The organism is Agaribacterium haliotis, assembly GCF_002312815.1.
Lineage (GTDB): Bacteria > Pseudomonadota > Gammaproteobacteria > Pseudomonadales > Cellvibrionaceae > Agaribacterium > Agaribacterium haliotis.
The window spans coordinates 178479-202645 of sequence record NZ_NKQJ01000004.1 but is presented as its reverse complement, the minus strand read 5'-3'; the positions used below and the strand labels follow the sequence as shown (position 1 = coordinate 202645).

Here is a 24167-nt window from a genome sequence, read left to right as displayed (position 1 = left end):
CGAAAAGGTACTGACAGCGACAGGCTGCGCTCAGTCAAAAGGCGCAATTTTTCGCTACAACACATACACAGGCACAAAGCCCGCAGCGTAAGGCGAGTGAAAATAACGAGAACCGGTTCAAAGAAGCCGTGGAAGTGCATCACTTATAAACAGATGCACAGCGAACCCAATTAAGCCCAAAGCATGAGAAAACTGACGATATAAAAAACCCGCTCAGAGAGCGGGCTGGGAAGCGGGCCCAATAAGCTAGGCCCGTACACGGGGTAAACCATGTGTCGCAGGCAGGGCCTGCGAACTTTGCGCCTTACTGCGCGCTAAAAGTGAAACTGTCGAGGAAGAAATGCCACTTCAATACCGAGCTTGTCGCCTCGATACGCACCGTGTGTTCACCGGCACTAACATCGATGCCGCTGGCAATGGCGTGCTCGGTAAACTCATTGAGGCTGCTGCCGTGAACAGGAGCTTCGGCAACTTCCACACCGTCGATATAAACCCTGGCATTAGAATCGGCGCTCTCCATCGTCGCCGCCATAAAGCTTAAATCGTAACGGCCCGACGTCGGGAAGCTGACTTTGTAATCGGCCCAGCCGCCGGTCAGGATATGATCGGCAAAGGTGGTAGTGCCCCAGAAGGTGCGGGTCGTAAAGCCGTCCTGAGTACCGCCGGTTTCAAAGAATGCCTCGCCTTCGACCAGAATCGGCTCTCCTGGATTAGCACTCGGAGACGGACTTGGGCTAGGGCTCAAACTCGGGCTCGGTGAAGGGCTGGGCGAGGCCTGGCCTGCACTGGCCTCAAAGCTGAGGCTATCGGCGTTCCACTGCCATGCAGCGGAACCCCAGCTTGCAACGACCAGCTCGTGCACACCGGCGCCGATAGTGACAGCATCCGATATATCGAAGTCCCAATAAATATCCCAGTCACCGGTTGCCGCGAGCTCGGAGCGCGCAACTTCGACACCGTCAATGCTCACACTTACACCCAGCTGACCACTTACCGGCGACGCCGCGCTCAATACCAGCTTGTAAGTACCGCCGGCGCCAAAGTCGACATTGTATTTGGCCCAGTCGCCGCTTGTATTGAAGTTAATGGTAGAACCGTTGCTGTTAAAGCCAACAACCGAATCCCACTCAACTGGCGCACCGTTTTTACCTGTATCGACAAAATCCTCAAGCTGCAGTAGTACATCACCCGGCGGCAAACTTGGGCTCGGTGACGGGCTCGGGCTCACACTTGGGCTTGGCGAAGGGCTCGGGCTCATTGAAGGGCTCGGCGAAGCACTGGGGCTGGCCGATGGGCTGGCGCTCGGCGACGTACTTGGCGACGGGCTCGGGCTCGGGCTGGCAGGAGGGTCGACCAGCAAGATCGGGGTTAAGAAACGCAGGGTAAATTTGTCTGCATTCCACTGCCAGTCGGCCGAGCCGGAGCTGGTTAAACGAACGGTATAAGTACCCGGGCTAGCAATAGGCAGGCAGTTACAAACATTAACTGTTTGCATCGTATCCCAGCCCTGCGGATCCGGCCCGGTGGCCGCCAGCGCTTTAGTCACAACCTTTTGACCATTTATCGAAACATCGACACCGGCACCACTTTCTGTTGGTGAACCGTAATCCAGATTCAGCTGATAAGTGCCCTTTTGAGTAAAGTTCACCTGGTACTCAACCCAGTCGCCTTTTTGGTTGTTATTGATATGGCCTTTTTCAAGATCTTTGATAAAACCTTGATTCGGGCCACCGGTCGCACTGAAGTTTTCAGCTTCAACCACCGAACCACCGGGGGGAACCTGCACAACAACCACATAAACACGGTCTTCAAAACCGCCGTCAACAGATTTACCAGTGATATAGGTTTCACCGACTGCAACCGGCATAACCACACCGTCGACAACCGTTGCCACGCCGCTGTTGAGGCTGCTCCACGTCACTCGCTGATCGCTGGCATTGGCCGGGCTAAACTCGGCACTGATTTCAAAGCTTTCACCGAGCGGTACGATGGTCGCTTCTGGATTCAAGTTCATCGCCGTTGGTCGCAGCATTTCAACTTTGAAGCTTGCACTGCTCTCAATATCGCCGTCGTCAGTGCGCACAGTAATCACCGCAGTACCGGCACTGAGGGCCTGCACCACACCGCTGTCATCTACGCTGGCAATCGCCGGTGTTTCACTGTTCCAGTGAACCTTGCGATTTTCTGCGTGAATCGGGCGCACGGCTGCACTTAGCTGCTTTTCACTGCCGACATAGAGCACTGAGGGCACACCGACAATGCCAACACTCTCGGGCGAGAGTTTGCTGACGCTAACGGTGACATCCTGACTGGTGCCGGTCTCAGCATTAAATGCACTGATCGTTGTCGAACCGACCCCAGTACCAGTAATCAAACCGTTTTGATCAACCGACGCAACATAGCTGTTATTTGACGACCAGCTAAGTTCTTTGGCGCTGGCGTTAGCGGGCAGGAAGCTGGCGCCGATAGCGACAGACTCGGTAACCTGCAAAGCGACATTGCCCTGATCCAGGCTGAAGCTGCTGACGGCAGTACACGGCGAGCAGCCTTCGGCGGAACGCACAACATCGGTATCCATATCCCAGACTTGCATACTGACCGAGGCGACGTCACCGGCGGCCACCAGGCTCATTTCAATATCGTTATTGCCGTCGTTGGCGAGGTATTCAACCGGCACCGGTACTTCGATGGTTGCCAAAATATTGTCCTGGCCAAAGTCTTCACCGCGCAGGTCGTTATCCAGAGCCACTTCGTTGCCATTGACTTTCACGTATGAACGACTCCAGCTGTCGCTGAGCAAATGGCTGTAAAAGAAACTACCGGTAATTCGCAGCTGGGCTTCACCGAGTGCAGGTTTATTCACCCCATTAATTTTGGCATTGATCGGCGCGCCGTTTGAAGTGCCAACCCGATAGGGCTCAGCGCTGCTTAGCGGCTCGCCAAAATAGCGCGTTTCTTTATTTTCGAAACCAAGTGAAATCGCATTGCTGTATTCGATATCGAGAATAATCGTCGCATCGGCCCCAACCGTTAATTCTTCCGGCAAAGTCGCCAAGCTGGCATCGGCAAAAATAGGCTTGCCAAAACCGTTGGCACTGTTGCCATCGACATCAATGCTTTCATCGAGGTAAAGGTGGCGCATGTTAATGCTGCGGATGCTATTGCCGCTAATGCCGGCCCAACTTAAATCGACATCGGTGGCTTCGGTGTGCATGCTGTTAACAATAACGTAGAGGTGGTTTTCACCTTTGGCGTCGTTGTTATTTACATAGGCATCAACCTGAATATCGCGATCACTGGAGTAGGTATCAACACGTGTACCTTCGACATCGCGCCACAATTCATACCAGTGAATAGACGGGTTAAAGTTCCAGGTACACGAATCGGGAATATAGGTTCGATAATCAACACCGTCGATAATCTCGCCTTCTAAGTCTTCTTCACCACAAGTACTGTAATCGCGGTCGAGCACACTTTGCGAATACGGCTGCTTCCAGTTCAGATCCCCCCATGCGCCTTTAACAACAATAAACGGCAGCGAGGTGGTCACTAAGTCTGGGCGTTCAAGAAATTGCATTTGCATTTGCGAAAACGGTTTTAATGCTTCCCAGCGCATACGCGTGCGATCGAGCACGGTGCCCTGCTCTTGATACAAACCATTTACCGTACCAAATTCACTGACAACAAATTCGCGTTTTTTGCCGTTCGCCAGCGGCGGCACCATGGTTTCGTCGTACCACTCGAGTAAATCCATCACCGCTTCACTGTGAGCACCAGTGCGAATACGGCTGCTATTGGTTTTCCATTTTGGCCAGTCGTAAAGGTGAATGGCGTAAAAGTCCATATTGGCACCGGCAGTGTCAATAAAACTTTTCCACAAGACATCCCACTGATACCAAGCGCGCGAGGTATTGCCATCTTGCATAATTGGCGAATCGTCAAAGATAGTTTTGAGTTTTTCGCGAATTGGGCGGTTGGCTTCGTTGTCCTGATAAAAAGCATCGATCAAGGCCTGGTTGCGAAGGCGCGGCTGGCCACTGGCCGTTTGATCACCCAAATGAAAGTCGTGTAGCCCCCAGGTCATACCGCCAATCAGCGGCGCTTTATCACCGAGGCGCTGACGCAGCACGTCGGCGACTGCGTTGTGCATTTCAAACAGCGATTCCCAAGTGTGAACATGACCCTCGTGGGAAGTGGTATTTAGCAACATATCCGGTTCGTTCAGTACTTCCCAGTACTTCGGCATCGGCAATTTGTTTGGGTTGCCTTCATCGCGAAGATAAAATTCCTGCAAATAATTTGCATACCACTCGGCCGCTTCCTCATTAGTACGCGGGCGCCATGGATTATCCGTACCGATGCCACCGGCAAACCAACTGTATGAAGACCAGTTCGGCATGCCGGGCCGCGGCTGCCCGCCCATAATCATATTGTCGGTGCGATCGTAATACTCCATCGCGTCGGCATAGGTGTTTTCCAAAGCCCAGTGATAATCGTTGGCTCTTAAGCTAAAAGCCTCGCGGTCAAAAATGTGGGCGTAACCGTAGGGGAAGGCCTCTGCATCAATTGCAGCATTCGGATCGCCTTGGGTCTGCTCAAAGTACCATTTTGGTGTACCGGTATCGCGACCAAAATGTACGCCGAGTTCCATTAAATAATCGAGCGTTTCTTTCTCGCCAATAAATTCATTTTCGATTGGGCTGGCGTGCATCAAAATTCGACGCTCGCGACCAAAATTAGATACATCGTTGACGGAGTGTTTGATATTGGCATTGATGTCGACTTTGACACTATTTGCCGCCGCTTGCCCTGCAAGCCCGACAAGCAGCGATCCGACGGCCACAGCCAATGGATGCTTTTTAGACATAAGTCCCTCTAATTAAAAATTATTTTTATTTTTCAAACTAGAAGCTTGAAATTACATGTAACAACCAGCCAGCTGCCAAATAAACAAGCAGACCAGACAAGCGACAGGTAAAAACATTCGCTAGATGCGAAAACACCCAAACCCGACAAAACCTGTATTTTTTACAAAATTTTCCGAGCCTGGAGATAGTAAAGGCAGGGGCAAAAGTTACCAGAATGAAATTCTGGCTCATACTCAAAGCACTGAGATACTCAAATAGAAGGTGTTACATACAAACAGCAGGTGAGATTATTTTTGCGCCACACTGGGAATTATCGTTACGGCAGATGTTACAAAGACGTAAGTACAAAAAAACCAATGACGCGTAAAACAACACAAAAAAGGGATTTTAATACTTATAATCTTTCGAAATAAAAACCCAAGGCCAGACAAAACTAATACTAAGGCACCAGCTAAAATATTGCGCACGCATTAAGCTCACACCAAAGCACCAACATTATTCCGGATAACTTAAATGGGGCGCAGCTTATACAAGGCGCGCCCGCACAAAAAAGCAAAACTAAAAAACAGAAAACTAAAATTAATGCGAGCTTTCAAACTCCTGCTGTAACTTTTCAGTCTTTAAGCGCTCTTGCTCTGCCAGTTGTTTTTTAAGTTTTAGGTTCTGTTGTAACAGTTGGGCGATGTATTTTGATTGGTCCCGCTCTGCTTTTGGCTGAACCATAGGCGAAGTATCGTATTGCTTTAAATACTTTAATGATGGCTCAACGGAACTAAAACTTAAGCTCGCCGATTGCGGTTGATGTTCACCGGCAAACTGAACTTTTGCCGTAACAGTAATAACTCCGGCCACATCCGTGGACTCAAGGATAATCGCCGCCGTGCCCCATTCAATTTGTTTAGGGTTTAGATTAAGGCCGTCGGCACTGACGATCTTCGCCGGCCCCTGCACACTAAATTCAATAAAGTGCCTGTCAAAACGCTTAACAACGGCGTCTTTATCCGCCATCGCCGCGACCACAACAACTTTATCACTGCCATCGGCTTGAAGATCGAGGCCCTCGTTATCAACACTCAACAATAGCTGGCTCGGTCGCAGCGATGCATATTTTTTATGGTCGGCCACCTCTTTGCCAGCAATAAAACAGCGCGCCCACAAAAAGGCATCGCGCGGTGTTAGCGCGTGACCAAGCGTGTGCATATCGTTAAAGTCGTAGACATTTTCAAATTTTACAATAGCTTTTCTGTGAGGGTGATCGGCCTGAGCTGTCGACTGGCGATATACTTTTCCATCTTTGTGCACCTGCAAGCTGACTTCATCGCAGTTTGAATAAACCTCAACATCGCTCGACGAAAACGGGGTAAGTTCGTGCGCAACGTAAATATAGGGGCCAGTATCAGTCAGGCTGTCAGCATTAAACTGGCGAGGCCTCTGAGACTGAAACATATGATAAGAGAGCTTGGGCTGTCGAAAACTATCCATCGCACCGCCTTGAAAGGGATCGGGGTGATAACCGCGCTGGTGATCAAAGGGGTGCCACAAAGCGCCGCCAAAATAACCGCCATTCGAGCTTTTAACTGCGCCCCATATACTGTCGAGTATGTAACTGTACCAGCGCGCCTGATGCAACATCGGCTCTTCACCCCAGGCGCGATTAATACGGCTAAACGAGTTCTGCGCATTCCAGTCATCCACCCAATCGCCCCACTCGCGGGTAAAATAACTTACCTTGGCATCGGCAAGCTCGGGGCTTGGCGCCGCGCCGTATTGCACTGGAAAAATCTCACCGCCCTTGGCATGCGCGTCAGAGGCAGCGTAAGCGCCGGGCTGTTCGCGCTCGACCAGGGTTTTTACTTTTTCGGCAAAATATTCTGGGTACCAGGTTTCATTTAAAATAGGCTCCCACAAAAATGCAGACGCGTGGTTTCTATCCCTGCGAATCATATTTTTAATATCGGCATAGACACGCTCTTCAAAGGGGCCTTCATCGTTCCAGAACTGCCATCCCGGCGTTGTCACAATCACCAGCAAACCGAGCTCGTCTGCGGCATCCATAAAAGCAGGGTCTTGCGGGAAGTGCGCATTGCGAATTAAATCAAACCCCGCATCTTTAAGTTTTTTAGCATCGCGCCAGTGCAGCGAGTTTGGCAGCGCGTGGCCAAGTACGGCGAAGTCTTGGTGGCGATTGGCACCGATTAAGGGGCGCTTATAGGCTTTGCCATTTAACCAGAAACCGCCGTTGGCCCAACCTTTAAACTCAACTGAGCGTACGCCGATGCGCCGTTTATAGCCGTCAATCACACGCTTATTGCCGCCTTTAATTCTGACTTCAAGCTCATATAAGTACGGCGACTGCGGCGACCAAAGATTGGGCTTATTAAGCTTGATTGTTGCGCTAACACTGGCATCGCTTTTAGCGGCGACATTTATTGCACTGCGGCTTTGGGCAACGATATGGCCGCCCTTGTCTTTAACGACATAGTTGAGGAGGCCAGAAAAATCTTCAGCTTTTTCATTAACAATATGCGCCTGTACATCAATCTCGGCGCTGCTATCGCTGACATGCTTGTAACGAACAAACAAACCTCCCCCGGCAACCTTGTCTTGATAATTGGCATCGCTGATATAGAGCTTGTTGTGGCTCACCAACCACACGTCGCGATAAATACCGCCAAAATACGTAAAGTCCAGCCCAGCCTGGGGTTTACCGGGAGGAAAATTCGCATCGTCGCTATTGTCGGCTTTCACCGCAATGATGTTGTCTTCACCCAGGTTTACATATGCACTGATATCCACCACCGCCGGTAAATAACCGCCAAAGTGCTGTTTGAGCAAGTGACCATTCACATAGATTTCAGCCTTGCCCATAATGCCTTCAAAATTCAAAAACAGCTTTTTGTTTTTAAATGCCGAAGCCAGGGGCAAGCGCTTGCGATACCAGCTGACGCCGCGATAATTGACGCCGCCACTGGCGTTGACGGGTAGATATTCAATGCCGTGAGGTAAATTAACCAGCGGCCAGCGGCTGTCATCAAGCCCCGGCGCCTCGGCGCCACTGAGTTCACCTTTATAAAAACGCCACTGCGGGTTTAAGCTGTACACTTCGCGCCCGCTGTCGGCGAGCTCGTAAAAACCCGCGCTCGAAAACTTGGGCTGGTACTCCGCTGCGGCAGCTGCAGCGTAAGCCCAGGCAAGGCCCCCTGCAAACCATATAACCAAAAACGCCAGCAGCTTTTTAGCAGAAATAGAAAAAGACCGGGAGCAAAAAAAAGATAAAACCCGCAACAACATCATAGATGTTCCCAACATATAAAAATAAGCATACGAGCTTAGTCTACACGCCGGTAAGCCACCTTTAAAAAACTGAACCGCTGAACTTTAAAATAATGCTTTTTATTAAAAACAATAAGCTATTCAAATAAGCAGGCAAAAAAAAACCGACCCTGTTTAAGGGGCCGGTTTTTTTTGGCGGACTTAGCCTCGCGCTAGCGGGCTAAGTTATCTCGAAAAGCTTACTTTGCAGTGAAAGTGAAGCTGTCGAGGAAGAAGTGCCACTTCAGAGTTGAACCAGTTGCTTCGATACGGATGGTGTGCGTACCGGCGCTAATGTTCAAACCACTGGCAATGGCGTGCTCTTTAAATACGTTGAGGTTATCACCGTGTACAGGCGCTTCAGCAACTTCAACGCCGTCGATATAAATCTTGGCATTGGAGTCAGAGCTCTCCATAGATGAGGCAATAAAGCTCAGGTCGTAATTACCGCTCGCAGGGAAGGTCACTTCATAGTCAGCCCAACCACCGGTCAGCACGTGATCGGCAAAGGTGGTGGTGCCCCAGAAGGTGCGCGTGGTGAAACCGTCTTGAGTACCACCGGTGGCAACCCAGTTTTCAGCTTCGGTCAGAATTGGCTCACCGGCGTCTGGCGCGGGGCTAGTTTCTGGTGAAGGCTCAACTGAAGGCACTGGAGACGGCTCAAGGCTGGGCTCTGGGCTAGGCTCAGTACTGCTAACTAAGCTGAAAGTCAGCTTGTCGGCATTCCACTGCCAGTCAGAGGCACCCTGGCTCTGTACACGCAAGGTGTAAGTGCCGGCACTGATCACAACATTCGTAGCGACAACTTGTGACTCGTAGGCTTCCCAGTCGCCGGTAGCGCTGAGGCCAGAGGCAGCAATTTGAGTACCGTTGAGGCTAACAGCCACACCGAGCTCACCAGTCATCGGCGACGCAACATCGAGAACAATGTTGTAGGTGCCAGACTTAGCGAAGCTAACAGTGTACTCAGCGTAGTCACCGGTGGTGTTCCAGTTGATGGTAGAACCGTTGACGTTAAAGCCGTTGATGCTGTCGCCGCCAATCGCAGCGCTGTCGCGACCGGTGCTGTCGAAGTCTTCAATTTCAACAACTACGTCGTCGTCACCGCCAACAGGAGGCAGGCTTGGGCTAGGCACTGGGCTCGGGCTCACAACCGGAGACGGGCTCGGGCTAGGCGCAACAGAAGGCGCTGGGCTCGGGCTAACTACCGGAGATGGGCTCGGGCTTGGGCTAACTACCGGAGACGGGCTCGGGCTAGGCGCGGTCGACGGCGCAACACTTGGGCTAGGCGCAGGCGTTGGGCAGTTAGGCGCACATGCAGAGGCCTTGAGCAGCTGCAGGCCAATCTTATCGGCATTCCACTGCCACGCTTCAGCAACACCAACAGACTTGATGCGAACAGTGTGGGTACCGGCACTAGGAACGTTGATCGCGTTGCTCACAACAGTCTCTACGTGCATGTCCCAACCGCCAGTCGCAGGCAGGCCAGCTCTAGCATTGGCAACTTCATTGATGCTTACTTCAATACCAGCGTTGGTCATTTCAGTACCGTAGCTGATGGCAAATTGGTAGATACCAGCGTGCTCGAAGTTCCAGACAAAATCAGCCCAGTCACCAGTTTGGTTGTAGTTAATGTTGCCAGCAGCTTCGTTCAGCTCAAAACCACCTGCACTACCGCCGGTTGCATCGAAGGTTTCAGCCTCACGCCAAACCATTGCACCCTGAGGGTCGACAACTTCAACAGTAATGGTATCGCTCAGGTTTGTGCCGTCGATGGTGCCGGTAATCGTCGCAGTACCTTCACTCAGAGCAACAATGTCACCGCCAACTACATCGGCAACGCCTGGGTTACTAGAGCTGTACTTAACATTCTGCAAAGAAGCGTTAGACGGGCTAATGCTAACCTGTACAGGCAGCGAATCACCGTTAGGCATCAGAGTCGTTTCTGGCTCGAGGCTCAGAGTTTCAGGCATCAGGATTTCAGCGCTGATAGAAGCCGTTGCAGCAATACCGTTGCTGGTAGTGGCTGTAATAGTCGCCGTGCCGGCAGCTTCAGCAGTTACTTCACCAGAAGCGCTAACACTGATAACAGCGGGATTAGAAGACTTCCACTCAACAGAGCGGTTGGGGGCGTGGATAGGACGAACCGCGGCACTCAGCTGCTTGCTTGAACCAACAAACAAAGTGCTAGGCACACCGACGATACCAACGCTGTCCGGAGTCAGAGCTGTTACGTTTACGCTTACAGTGTCAGAGATAGAACCGTCAACAGAAACAGCAGTAATGGTCGCAGTACCAACACCGGTACCAGTTACCATACCGTTAGGATCTACCGAGGCAACGCTTGGGTTGCTTGAAGTCCAGCTCGCAACTTTATTGCTCGCATTTGCAGGAGAGAACGAAGAGGTCAGAGCTTGTGACTGAGTCACTTTAACGCTAACGCTGTTCTCAGCAACGCTGAAGCCTTCAACTGCAACAGTTTCAGTCGCTTCAGTTGAACGAACGATGTCGGTGTCGTGATCCCAAACTTGAATCGCCATAGAGGCCAATTGACCGGCAGGCAGGAAGCTGAACTCAACAACGTTGTTGCCGTCTGCAGCTAAGTACTCAACCGGGAATGGGTATTCCAAAGTCGCGAGAATCAAACCGTCTTGGCCTTCACCGCGCAGGTCGTTATCCAGAGCTACTTCGTTGCCGTTAATGGTCAGGCTAGAACGCTCTACACCGCTGTCGCTGTAGTGGCTCAGGAAGAAAGCACCAGTAATACGGATCTGAGCTTCACCTTTAGCAGGCTTGCTAACACCATTTACTTGAGCAGTGATGGTAGAACCGTTGGCATCAACACGATACGGATCAGCAGAAGACAGAGGCTCGGCGCTGAACTTGGTTTCGTTGTTGTTAAACGCTGGGTTAATAGCGCTGGCGTACTCGATGTCGAGGATGATGGTTGCATCAGCACCCACTACCAGAGACTCAGGCAGAGAAGCCAGAGATGCTTCAGCCATAATTGGCTGACCTACACCGTTACCAGGGTTGTTATCCGAGTCGATCGCCTCGTCGAGGTAGAGGTGACGCATCTGGATGCTCTGAATTGCGTTGCCGTCGATGCCGGCCCAGCTCAGATCAACTTCAGTGTCAGAAGTTTCCATGCTGTTAACGATGACGTACAAGTGGTTCTCACCGTTCTTGTCGTTATTGTTAACGTAGGCATCAACCTGAATATCGCGGTCGCTTGAGTAGGTGTCGAGACGGGTACCGTCTACGTCACGCCACAGCTCGTACCAGTGGATGCTCTCGTTGAACTCCCAGGTACAGTTGGTGTACGCATCTGCAGTAGATTCACAGGTGCTGTAGTCACGATCGAGAATAGACTGGCTATACGGCTGTTCTTTACCGAGATCACCCCAGGCGCCTTTAACAACTACGAAAGGCAAAGACATGGTGATGTAGTCAGGACGCTCGAGGAACTGCATCTGCATTTGTGAGAAAGGCTTCAGCTTTTCCCAGCGCATACGTGAACGGTCAATAGTCGTGCCGTTTTCCTGGTAAGAACCGGTTACAGAACCGAACTCGGAAACGATCACTTCTTTCTTGGGACCAGGAACCATCTTGTCGTCGTACCACTCGAGGAGGTCCATAACCGCTTCACTGTGCGCACCGGTACGGACTTTACCGCCCTGGGTTTGCCACAGAGGCCAGTCGTACAAGTGGATAGAGTAGAAGTCCATGTTCTCACCAGCGGTGTCGAGGAATTGCTTCCAGATCACATCCCACTGGTACCAGCTGCGGCCGGTATCGGAATCGCTCATCGTAGGTGATGCAGCAAATTCGCCGCGAATACGGTCTTTCAGAACTTGGTTATCAGCAGTGTCAGCGCCGTAGAAGGCCGTCAACAGAGCTTCATTTTGCAAACGAGGCGCACCGAAGGCGGTTGCATCGCCGAGGTGGAAGTCGTGCAGACCCCAGGTCATACCACCAACTTTTGGCGCTTTGTTGCCAAGGCGCGCACGGATCTCGTCGGCCATTACATTGTGGTATTCAAACAGCGCTTCCCAGGTGTTCACATGGCCTTCGGGGCCAGTGGTGTTCATCTGCATATCCGGCTCGTTGACGACTTCCCAGTAGTGCGGCATAGGCAATTTAGGGCCGGTTTCGTCTTCGCGCAGGTAGGCTTCTTCAAGGAATTCAGCAACCCATTTACCGGTTTGCTCATTGGTGCGCGGGCGCCATGGGTTCTCGGTGTCGAGACCGCCGCCGAACCAACTGTAGGTAGACCAGTTAGGGAAAGCAGGGTGAGGCTGAGTCGCGCCGATCATGTACTTGGTGCGATCGAAGTATTCCTGCGAATCTACGTATTTGTTCTCCAGGTTGTAATAATAACCATCGACCTGGGTTTTCAAGCTTTCGCTGCTGTGCTCGTCAAGGAAACCGTAAGGGAATACGTCGTCTGCAGCTGGCGGACGAGTTGGGTCACCTTCGGTTTGTTTGAAGTACCACATGGAAGTACCGGCGTCGCGACCAAAGTGAACACCGAGCTCCATCAGGTAATCAAGCTTTTCTTTCTCGCCAATAAATTCGTTTTCAATTGGAGAGGCGTGCATGGTAATGCGACGCTCGCGCTCAAACTGGTTGGCGCCATTTACGGAGTGTTTAACATTAGCGTTAATGTCAACTTGAACTGCGGCACTTGCCGATGTAGCTAGGCCTACACCACCGGCAACAACAGCGCCAATTACGCTACTTAATAGCGCTTTTGGATGCTTCTTAAACATAAATCCCTCGGATTATTTTTATATTGAGAAATTTGCCTTTTAAAATGCAATTATTCTTATTATCAATGTGCCTTCAGCCGTAGCTTTCAGGCTGATAAGAACGACCGGGTAGCCGGGTGAAACTAATTAGGGGTTCTTATCGCTTTAAGTTAATAGTTAGAACTCTTCCGTCATTGAAAGAGCCTTCATCCTTAAAGCGCCCACCTAATCGTCAGACAATCTTTACACGCTTGGCGCAAGACCTTTGAACAAACAGGTTTTTTTTGAAAAGCCATATGTAAGTGCTTTTCTTGGCATCAGACGTTCTTTGTGGGAACCACTGAGCGGTCCCGACTCTACGCGCGCGGCTTTTTAACTGTCCATAGCTTCTGTCCGCTTTTTTAATGTATACAAAGCCATTTAGACCTAAAAGCTCTAAAAGAAACCTCAGAAATTAGACAAAGGTAAAAAACCTGGAACTTTTAGATGAAAAATACGACACAAGCCATGCTCTAAAGAATCAAATTGCAACTACGCATATAACAAAAAAGAATAAAAAAACTTTCACATTACTTCTTTACCCCTGTTACCGGAGGGATCACACCCTTCAGCTTTTCATACTTTGGTTGTAATCAAACGGTAACACTCGTTTTCAGATCCGAGATGCTGTAAAAAATATCGGCTTAATAAAAACGGCTTTTGGCGGGGAAAGACACAAAAAAACCCGGCGCCACAGGCAACCGGGTATCGAGGGACGCGGGCGGAACAACTTGGCTCAAACCCGCAAACTTTTCACATCAGCGATTACTGAGCAGTAAACGTGAAGCTATCTAAGAAGAAGTGCCACTTCAGCACGGAACCAGTCGCTTCGATACGAATGGTGTGCGTACCGGCACTAATGTCCAGACCACTGGCAATGTCGTGCTCAACAAACACATTGAGCGTATTACCGTGAACCGGGGCTTCAGCAACCGCAACACCGTCGATGTAGATCTTGGCATTGGAGTCGCTGCTTTCCATGGTCGAAGCGATAAAGCTCAGGTCGTACTTGCCGTCAGCCGGGAAGCTGACTTCATAGTCAGCCCAACCGCCGGTCAGTACGTGGTCAGCGAAGGTCGTGGTTCCCCAGAAGGTACGGGTAGTGAAACCGTCCTGAGTACCGCCGGTCGCTACAAAGTTTTCACCTTCGGTGAGCACAGGCTCACCTGGGTTAGAGCTTGGCGACGGGCTGGGCTCCGGGCTGGTACTTGGCGATGGACTAGCGCTTGGCGACGGGCTAGGCTCGCTGATGCTCACTGAATTAAAGCTCAGCTTGTCAGCATTCCACTGCCACGCAGATGCGCCCTGGCTCTGTACACGCAGGGTGTAAGTGCCCGCAGCAATCGCTACGTTAGTAGCAACCACCTGAGAGTTATACACTTCCCAATCGCCAGTCTGAGCCAAAGCAGAAGCTGCGATTTGCGTGCCGTCGAGGCTTACTGCCACACCGAGCTCACCCGCCATTGGCGAAGCTACGTCGAGAACGATGTTGTAAGTACCAGACTGCTCAAAAGTCACGCTGTAGTCAGCGTAGTCGCCAGTGGTGTTGTAGTTGATGGTCGAGCCGGCCTTGTTAAAGCCAACGACGGTGTCATAGGCAACTGCGGCGCCGTCTTTACCAGTACCAGCAAAGTCTTCCAACTCAACCACAACACTCACGCCGGGCCCTGTGCCCGGTGAAGCCGAAGGGCTAGGGCTTGGTGATGGAGAGACACTAGGGCTCGCACTGGGGCTTGGGCTCGGGCTTGCAATAGGAGAAGCTGAAGGCGACGGGCTTGGGCTTACGCTCGGAGACGCACTTGGGCTTGGGCTCGGCAGATCTGGAGAAGGCGAAGGGCTTGGGCAGTTTGGCGCACAAGCAGACGCTTTCAACAGACGCAGGCCAATTTTATCTGCATTCCACTGGAACGCATCCGGCGCTCCGACCGAGAGTATGCGAACGGTGTGCACACCGGCGCTAGGCACATTGATTGCGTTGCTAACAACCACCTCTTGGTGAGTATCCCAGCCGCCTGACGGCTGCAGCGAAGACGCAGCATTGCTTACGCCGTCAATCAACACTTCGATGCCTGAGCTTTCCATGACCGTGCCGTAGCTCAGAGCAAATTGGTAAGTACCGGCATGCTCAAAATTCCAAACATAATCGGCCCAGTCACCGGTTTGGTTGTAGTTGGTATTGCCCGCGGCCACGTTGATTTCAACACCACCGGTGGCACCACCAGTAGCATCAAAGGTTTCCGCTTCGCGCCACACCATTGAACCTTGAGGAACAACAACTTCAACCGCGATGCTTTGACTTAGGTTAGTGCCAGCTATCGTACCAGTAATAGTCGCAGTGCCCTGGCTCAGAGCAACAATATCACCGCCAACAACATCTGCAACGCCAGGCTTGCTAGATGTATAAACAACATCTTGCAACGAGGCGTTGCTCGGCTCGATAGTTACCTGAATAGGCAGCGAATCACCGTTAGGCATCAGGGTAGAAGCAGGAGCAAGTATCAGCGTTTCAGGCATCAGGATTTCAGTCGTGATGCTGACCGAAGCGCTGAGATTATTGCTGGTCGTTGCGGTAATGGCCGCAGTACCTTGACCAACCGCTTCAACAACGCCGTTGGCATCAACCGTTAGAACATCGGTATTCGACGAGCGCCAGGTTACTGCGCGATCCGGTGCGTGGATGGGGCGAACCGCAGCGCTCAACTGCTTGGAAGAACCTACGTAGAGACTGCTGGGAACACCAACAATGCCAACACTGTCGGCAACTAGCTGGGCAACACTGACACTGACTGTGTCGGAGATAGAACCATCTACAGATACCGCAGTAATCGTTGCAGAACCCACACCGGTACCGGTGACAACACCATTCGGATCAACCGAAGCAACACTTGGGTTGCTGGAAGTCCAGCTGACCACTTTGTTTGAAGCATTCGCAGGCGCAAAGCTTGAAGTCAACGCTTGTGAGGTGCTCACTTTCAGGTTCAGGCTGTTTTCAGCAACACTGAAGCCGCTAACAGGAACAACCGCCGTCGCAGGCGTTGAACGGGTGATGTCTTTATCGAAATCCCACACCTGAATCGCCATGGCTGCCAGATCGCCGGCAGGCAGGAAGCTGAACTCAACCGTGTTATTGCCGTTGTCGGCAAGGTATTCAACAGGGAACGGGAATTCCAGGGTCGCAAGAATATTTGCATCCTGACCTTCACCGCGCAGATCGTTGTCGATTGCTACGTCATTGCCGTTGATTTTTAACCAGGAACGCTCAACACCACTATCGCCGAAGTGACTCATAAAAAACGCGGCAGTAACACGCAGCTGGGCTTCACCTTTAGCTGGTTTAGATACGCCGTTCACTTGAGCCGTAACAGTTGAACCGTTGGCGCCGACACGGTGAGGTGCGGCAGCGGCCAGAGGCTCAGCGCTGAACTTAGTTTCGTTGTTGTTAAACGCCGGGTTAATGGCATTGGCGTACTGGATATCGAGAATGATGGTTGAGTCTGCACCGACCACCAAAGACTCAGGCAATTCAGCAAGCTCGGCTTCGGCCATAATTGGCTTGCCAATACCAGTGCCCGGATGCGCATCGATATTCTCGTCGAGATAGAGGTGACGAATGTCTACGCTCTGAATCGCGTTGCCGTCGATACCGGCCCAGCTCAGATCAACTTCGGTGTTCTCAGTGTGCATGCTGTTAACGATAACGTACAAGTGATTCTCACCATTTTTGTCGTTGTTGTTAACGTAAGCATCAACCTGAATATCGCGATCGCTCGACCAGGTATCGAGACGAGTACCGTCTACGTCGCGCCACAGTTCAAACCAGTGAATCGCCGGGTTGAAGTTCCACTGACAATCCGAGTAATAGGTCCAACCGTTATCGTTGTTCAGCGTACAAGTGTCGTAGTCGCGGTCCATCACACTCTGCGCATAAGGCTGCTGAGCATTGCCGTCACCCCACTGCCCTTTTACAACAATAAATGGCAGAGACATGGTGATGTAATCAGGACGCTCGAGGAACTGCATCATCATTTGTGAAAAAGGCTTCAGCTTTTCCCAGCGCATGCGCTGACGGTCAAGCGTCGTACCCTGCTCCTGATACGTACCGTGAACGGCACCGTATTCGGAAACGATGACTTCTTTCTTAGGGCCGGGCACCATCTTGTCGTCGTACCACTCGAGAAGATCCATCACCGCTTCACTGTGCGAACCGGTGCGTACGCGACCACCGGCAGTTTGCCACTGAGGCCAGTCGTAAAGGTGAATGGAGTAGAAATCCATGTTTTCACCGGCGGTGTCGAGAAAACCTTTCCAGATCACATCCCACTGGTACCAGGCGCGCGTGGTCGCTGTGTCGTTCATCGTTTCGGACGGAGCAAAGATCTCATTGCGAATACGATCTTTTAATACGCGGTTATCGTCGCTATCGGCGCCGTAAAACGCCGTTAACAGATTTTCACCCTGCAGGCGCGGTGCACCGAAGGCGGTCGCATCACCCAAGTGGAAATCGTGCAGCCCCCAGGTCATACCACCAACCTTTGGCGCATCGGCACCGAGGCGATTTTTCACAACCTTGGCCACTTCGTTGTGGTAATCAAACAGCTCTTCCCAAGTGCTTAAATGACCTTCATGGCCGGTGGTATTCATCTGCATATCCGGCTCGTTCACCACTTCCCAGTACGCGGGCATTGGGATGGTTGGCGCATCGCCGGTGTCGCGCAGGTAAGCTTCTTGAAGGAAAGCCGCGTGCCATTCGGCAGCTTGTTCCATGGTGCGCGGGCGCCATGGGTTTTCTGAGTCCAAGGCGCCGCCGAACCAACTGTAGGTCGACCAGTTAGGCATAGCAGGCCTGGGCTGGGTTGAACCAATCATGTATTTAGTGCGATCAAAATACTCGTGAGCATCTTGATACTGATTTGCCAAAGCCCAGTGGTAACCGTCCATTACCGTTTTAAAGCCTTCGCGATCAAACTCATCGAGATGGCCCCAGGGGAAATAATCATTGGCTTCAGGTGGCTGCTCGGGATCGCCCTGAGTTTGGCTGAACAACCACATGGAGGTACCGGCGTCGCGGCCAAAGCTTACGCCCAGCTCCATCAGGTAGTCGTATTTTTCTTTTTCACCAATAAATTCATTTTCGGCCGGGCCGGCGTGCATGGTGATGCGGCGTTCGCGATCAAACTGGTTTACGCCATTTACGGAGTGCTTAACGTCAGCGTTAATATCAACTTGAACTGCGGCGCTTGCCGATGTGGCAACACCCACACCACCAGCAACAACAGCGGTAATAAAGCCGGCTAAAAGCGCTTTTGGTTTTTTCTTAAACCTTGGTTTTAAAAACATAAATCCCTCGGATTATTGTGTTTATTATTGAGAGTTTGCCACTACAAAATGCAAGACTTGATTCTCTAGCCCAGAACAAAAACACATACGAGAAAAAAACAAAAAACCTAAACAACAAAGGTCTTTCCCTGGCGGCTTTTGCCCTTGGCAACTACTTAATCCATGTATCGCGAGGCCATCAATGTTTTATCTAAGCACTCTTAAAAAAACGAGAAAATCAGTACAACAAAAACTAAGGCAACGACGATGAGCTTTAATCAGCTGGGTCCTTTACAAAGCTTTCCCACTTTGTGAACACAAGACCTTATGACGAAAGATTTTTTTATGTAAAGAGCAAAAAGCTGATACTTGCTCTCTTAGAGGCAAGTCTTAGAATTTTTCCAAATAAAACAATAAATACATAACGTGTTTTTAGCAAAATAACAGCAATAAATATCAGCCAAAAACCCTGACCAACAACTTAAAGCAGAAGACATATAGTCAAACGAAATATAAAAATAAATAAAACATAGAAATATTGATGTTACTGCGGGGATCACAAGCAAAACAAAACCATACTTTGGTGGTAGCGAAACAGTAACAAGTATTTTTTGATCCGAGATCAGGGGCCGCGTAAATAAACCTAAAAACCCGCAAGAAAAAAGCCGGCCCCATAACTGAAGCCGGCCAAGAGGGACATTAGTTTGAGCCCCGAAGCACTGGGCTCAAATTAACGACTTACTGCGCAGTAAAACTGAAGCTATCTAAAAAGAAGTGCCACTTCAAAACAGACCCCGTCGCTTCAATGCGAACAGTGTGGGTGCCGCCACTAATAGCTAGGCCGGAGGCAATCTCATGCTCAACAAAAACATTGAGGTTGTTGCCATAGACTGGTGTTTCGGCAACTTCAACGCCGTCGATATAAATCTTCACACCCGAGTCACTCGCTTCTTTGCTTGCCGCAATAAAGCTTAAATCGTATGTGCCACTTGCAGGGAAGCTAACTTCATAGTCCGCCCAACCACCGGTCAGCACGTGATCGGCAAAGGTCGTCGTGCCCCAGAAGGTACGGGTAGTGAAACCATCCTGAGTACCACCGGTTGCGAAAAAGCTTTCACCTTCGGTAAGGATAGCCTCACCTGGGTTAGAGCTTGGCGACGGGCTGGGCTCTGGGCTTGGGCTCACACTTGGTGATGGAGACGGGCTAGGCTCGCTGCTTTGAATAAAATTAAAGCTGAGCTTATCCGCATTCCACTGCCAAGTAGATGCACCCTGACTCTGAACACGCAAGGTGTAAGTGCCTGCGTTTATAGCGACGTTAGTGCCAACAACTTGCGACTCATAAACTTCCCAATCACCGGTAGCGCTGAGAGATGAAGTCGCAATTTGAGCACCGTCGAGGCTAAGTAAAACACCGAGCTCACCTGTCATAGGCGACGCAACATCAAGCACAATATTGTATAGGCCAGAAGTCTCAAAACTCACGCTGTAGTCAGCGTAGTCACCCGTGGTGTTCCAGTTAATCGTTGAACCGCTGGCATTAAAACCGTTGATACTATCGCCGCCAACTGCTGCACCATCGCGCCCGGTACCGTCAAAGTCTTCAAGCTCAACCACCACTGTTGCAGCGCCCACAGGAGGTAAAGACGGGCTCGGCGATGGGCTCGTGCTAGGTGAAGGCGACGGGCTCGGACTTACGCTCGGAGACGGAGAGACACTTGGGCTTGGGCTTGCACTCGGAGACGGAGAAGCACTTGGGCTCGCGCTCGGAGACGGACTTGGGCTCGGGCAATTTGGCGCACAGTTAGATGCTTTTAACAGTTTCAGGCCAATTTTGTCGGCGTTCCACTGCCATGCACTCGCTACACCGATCGATTGGATACGAATCGTGTAGCTACCAGCACTTGGAATATTGATCGCATTGCTAACAACAGTCTCAGTTGCTGAATCCCAGTCACCTGTATTTGGCAACGATGCAGTCGCGTTACTCACACCATCAACCAGCACTTCAATGCCAGCGCCATCTTGGTTAGTACCGTAGGCAATTGCAAATTGATAAATACCGGCCGTATCAAAATCCCAAACAAAATCAGCCCAATCACCGGTTTGGTTCATGTTGATATTGTTCGCGGAAGTATTGATTTCAAAACCACCGTGCGGACCACCGGTTCCATTAAAGCTCACCGCGTCACGCCAAACCATGTTGCCCTGAGGAACAACCACTTCGACTTCAACGATATCACTGACAGTAGTACCGTCGATGGTGCCGGTAATAGTTGCCGTACCCTGGCTCAATGCAACGATATCGCCACCAACTACGTCAGCAACATTCGGGTTACTTGAGCGATAACTAACATCTTGCAGTGAAGCGTTGTAAGGCTCGATGCTCACCTGCAGAGGCAGAGAATCACCGTTGGGCATCAGCGTCGTCTCGGGCTCAAGGCTCAGAGATTCGGGCATCAGCATTGTGGTTTGAATCGTCGTGCTCGCAGACAGGCCATTGCTGGTCGTTGCAGTGATAGTCGCAGTACCTGCGGCTTTAGCAGTTACAACACCATTTTCGTCAACAGTTGCAATTGAAGTTGGCGAAGCAGACCAGGTCACTGAACGATCCGGAGTATGAATAGGACGCACAGCAGCACTTAATTGCTTACTAGAACCAACATAAAGTTCGCTCGGCACACCAACAATACCAATACTGTCGGCAACCAGTTGGCTCACGCTAACGTTTACTGAATCAGTGAATGATCCGTCGACACTAACTGCACGAATGGTCGCAGTACCTACGCTAGTACCGGTAACAACACCGTTAGGATCAACAGAGGCAACGTTTGGATTGCTCGAAGTCCAGGTTACGGTTTTGTTAGAGGCATTAGCCGGAGCAAACGTAGAGCTCAGCGCTTGAGACTTCGTCACTTTCAAGTTCACACTATTTTCAGCAACGCTGAAACCGCTTACAGCTACGTTATCAGTCGCAGGCGTTGAACGAGTAATGTCTTTATCAAAGTCCCAGGTCTGAATGGACATCGCCGCAATTTCACCGGCAGGCAAGAAGCTAAATTCAACGGTGTTATTGCCGTTGTCAGCTAAGTATTCAACAGGGAAAGGGAATTCCAGAGTTGCCAGAATTTTTCCGCTGTGAATTTCGCCGCGCAAATCCGTATCAAGCTCAACATTGTGACCATTGATCTTCAACCAAGAGCGGTCGAGGTTATTGTCATTAAAGTGACTGATGTAGAACGCTGTTACAACACGCAGCTGAGCTTCACCTTTAGCAGGCTTGGCTACGCCATTTACTTGAGTAGTTACAGTTGAACCACCTGCGGCAACACGATATGGGTCCGTAGCAGACAGAGGCTCACCAGCATACTTAGTTTCGTTATTATTAAACGCAGAATTAATTGGGCTAGCGTATTGAATATCGAGAATAATGGTTGAGTTTTCTGCAACCACTAAGCTCTCCGGCAGAGCAGCAAGCTCGGCTTCGGCGAGAATAGGCTTACCGACACCGTTAGCCGCGTTGCCATCACCATCAACTTCAGCGTCGAGGTAGAGGTGACGCATTTCAATATTCTTAATACTATTGCCGTTAATACCGGCCCAACTCAGATCCACTTCAGTGTTATCGCCGTGAATGCTGTTAACGATTACGTAGAGGTGGTGCTCACCATTCTTATCGTAGTTATTAACATAAGCATCAACCTGAATATCGCGATCGCTTGACCAGGTATCTACACGAGTACCCTCGATATCACGCCACTGTTCATACCAGTGAATTGCCGAGTTAAAGTCCCACTTACAATTAATAAATGCGCTTTCGGTTTCTTCACAAGTACTGTAATCACGCTGCAACAAAGATTGAGCGTAAGGGTCGTATTTACCGTGATCACCCCAGCTACCTTTAACCACAATAAATGGTAAAGACATTGCGATGTAATCAGGGCGCTCGAGGAACTGCATCTGCATTTGCTGGAAGGACTTAATTTTTTCCCACTTAGCACGGAATAAATCGACGTTTTCACCGGTGTCCATATGGGCGCTGTTAATACCACCGAATTCCGATACAACCACTTCTTTACGCGGGCCAGGTACAAATTTTTCGTCATACCACTCAAGCAGATCCATTACCGCTTCTGTGTGAGCACCGGTACGAATGGTCGGAGCAGGATCAGTTGGCCAATCAACCCAGTCATAGGTGTGAATAGAGTAGAAATCCATGTTCTCACCGGCCTGATCGAGGAACATCTTCCAAACCACATCCCACTGATACCAGTCGCGACCGGTATTCGGATCATTCATGGTTTCAGACGGCGCAAAAATTTCATTGCGAATACGGTCTAACAGCGGTTTGTTCTCAGGCGTTTCATCACCGTAGAACATTTTCAGTAGGGCTTCGCCCTGAGCGCGAGGTGAACCAAAAGCCGTTGAGTCGCCGCGATGGAAATCGTGCAGGCCCCAAGTCATACCACCAATTTTTGGCGCTTGGTCACCGAGTTTTTCACGAACAACCTCTGCTACCACATTGTGGTAACGGAATAATTCTTCCCAGGTATTAACATGACCTTCGTGACCGCCGGTGTTCATTTGCATGTCCGGCTCATTTACGACTTCCCAGTAGTGAGGCATAGGAACCTTGGCATCACCCTCTGGCACTTCACGCAGATACGCTTCTTCGAGGAAGGCCGCAAGCCATTCGGCCGTCTGCTCCATAGTGCGCGGACGCCACGGATTTTCAGACTCTAAACCGCCGCCAAACCAGCTATAGGTTGACCAGTTAGGGAAGGCTGGACGCGGCTGAGTTGCACCGATCATATACTTGGTGTGATCAACAAAGTATTCCTGAGCATCAGCGTAGGTGTTTTGCATCGCCCAGTGATACCCGTCGACTGAGGTGTTCAGACTTTCGCGGTCAAATTCATCGAGATGGCCCCAGGGGAAATAGTCGTCCGCTTCCGGAGGACGAGTTGGGTCACCCTCGGTCTGGCGGAAATTCCACATAGAAAGACCGGCGTCGCGACCGAAGTGCACACCGAGTTCCATCACGTAGTCTAGTTTTTCTTTTTCACCGAGCCACTCATTTTCAATTGGAGAAGAGTGCATGGTGATACGACGTTCACGTTCAAATTGATTAGCGCCATTCACCGAGTGAATGACATCAGCGTTAATATCAACTTGAACCGCGGCACTAGCGTGTGCGGCCAGACCACCTGCAACGGCAGAGCTGACAACAACGTTTAGCAGCGATTTTGGAAATTTCTTGAACATAGTTCCCTCAGTTATTTTATTTATTTGACTTATAAGAACTTGAGGACTGAGCAATTATTTTTGATCAAATAAGCAGAGCAAAATACGACAACGAGCAGCCCAAATTTATGGCCATTTACAATGAAGACAACAAGCGCTCTCTGCTTTTTAATCTCATCCTTGAGAAGACTCTTCAGCAACAAAAAATTAATTTTGCGATGAAAAACTAACTTAACAGGCTTTTTAATGTCTAGCCGATATCAAACTCGCGCAAACAACAAGCCTCAGCAACTAGAACAATAATTTATATGCAAACTGAACCATAACTGTCCGGGCACTCACACAAACAGGCATGGACACAAAATCCGGACAACATCTAGCAAGAAAAATCTAAAAAAACCGACAACAAATCCAGATCAAATATAACTAATACATCTAAAAAACCACAAAAACGAAGATAAATTCGAGTGTTACTTTTTGAACCATCCAACAAGAAAACCATACTTAGTAATCAGAAAAAAAGTGGCATTCGATTTTCTATCCGAGACCAATAGATTTCATTTACTCAAAATAAAATATAAAAAAGGCCCATCTCCTTACGAAGATGGGCCAAATAGAGTGGAGTTTTTACTGAGCA

The 24167-nt window shown here is 50.3% G+C and carries 5 protein-coding genes; all 5 read right to left on the bottom strand.

Annotated features, from left to right (window positions below; translation table 11 throughout):
* Positions 1 to 304: 304 nt before the first annotated feature.
* The gene (locus CFK45_RS06825) at positions 305 to 4867 is read right to left on the bottom strand and encodes a carbohydrate-binding protein (protein WP_096085684.1); all 4563 of its coding nucleotides are present in this window, start codon (positions 4865 to 4867) and stop codon (positions 305 to 307) included.
* 580 nt (positions 4868 to 5447) lie between these two features.
* On the bottom strand, positions 5448 to 8087 hold the full coding sequence (locus CFK45_RS06820) for a glycoside hydrolase family 2 protein (RefSeq protein ID WP_204378431.1): 2640 nt from the start codon (positions 8085 to 8087) through the stop codon (positions 5448 to 5450).
* A gap of 293 nt (positions 8088 to 8380) precedes the next feature.
* On the bottom strand, positions 8381 to 12952 hold the full coding sequence (locus CFK45_RS06815; RefSeq protein WP_096085683.1) for an Ig-like domain-containing protein: 4572 nt from the start codon (positions 12950 to 12952) through the stop codon (positions 8381 to 8383).
* A gap of 783 nt (positions 12953 to 13735) precedes the next feature.
* Positions 13736 to 18307 (bottom strand): carbohydrate-binding protein, encoded by a 4572-nt coding sequence (locus CFK45_RS06810; RefSeq protein ID WP_096085682.1) that lies wholly within the window; start codon positions 18305 to 18307, stop codon positions 13736 to 13738.
* Positions 18308 to 19024: 717 nt separating this feature from the next.
* Positions 19025 to 23551, bottom strand: a complete 4527-nt coding sequence (locus CFK45_RS06805; protein WP_096085681.1) for an Ig-like domain-containing protein — start codon at positions 23549 to 23551, stop codon at positions 19025 to 19027.
* Between the last annotated feature and the right edge of the window lie 616 nt (positions 23552 to 24167).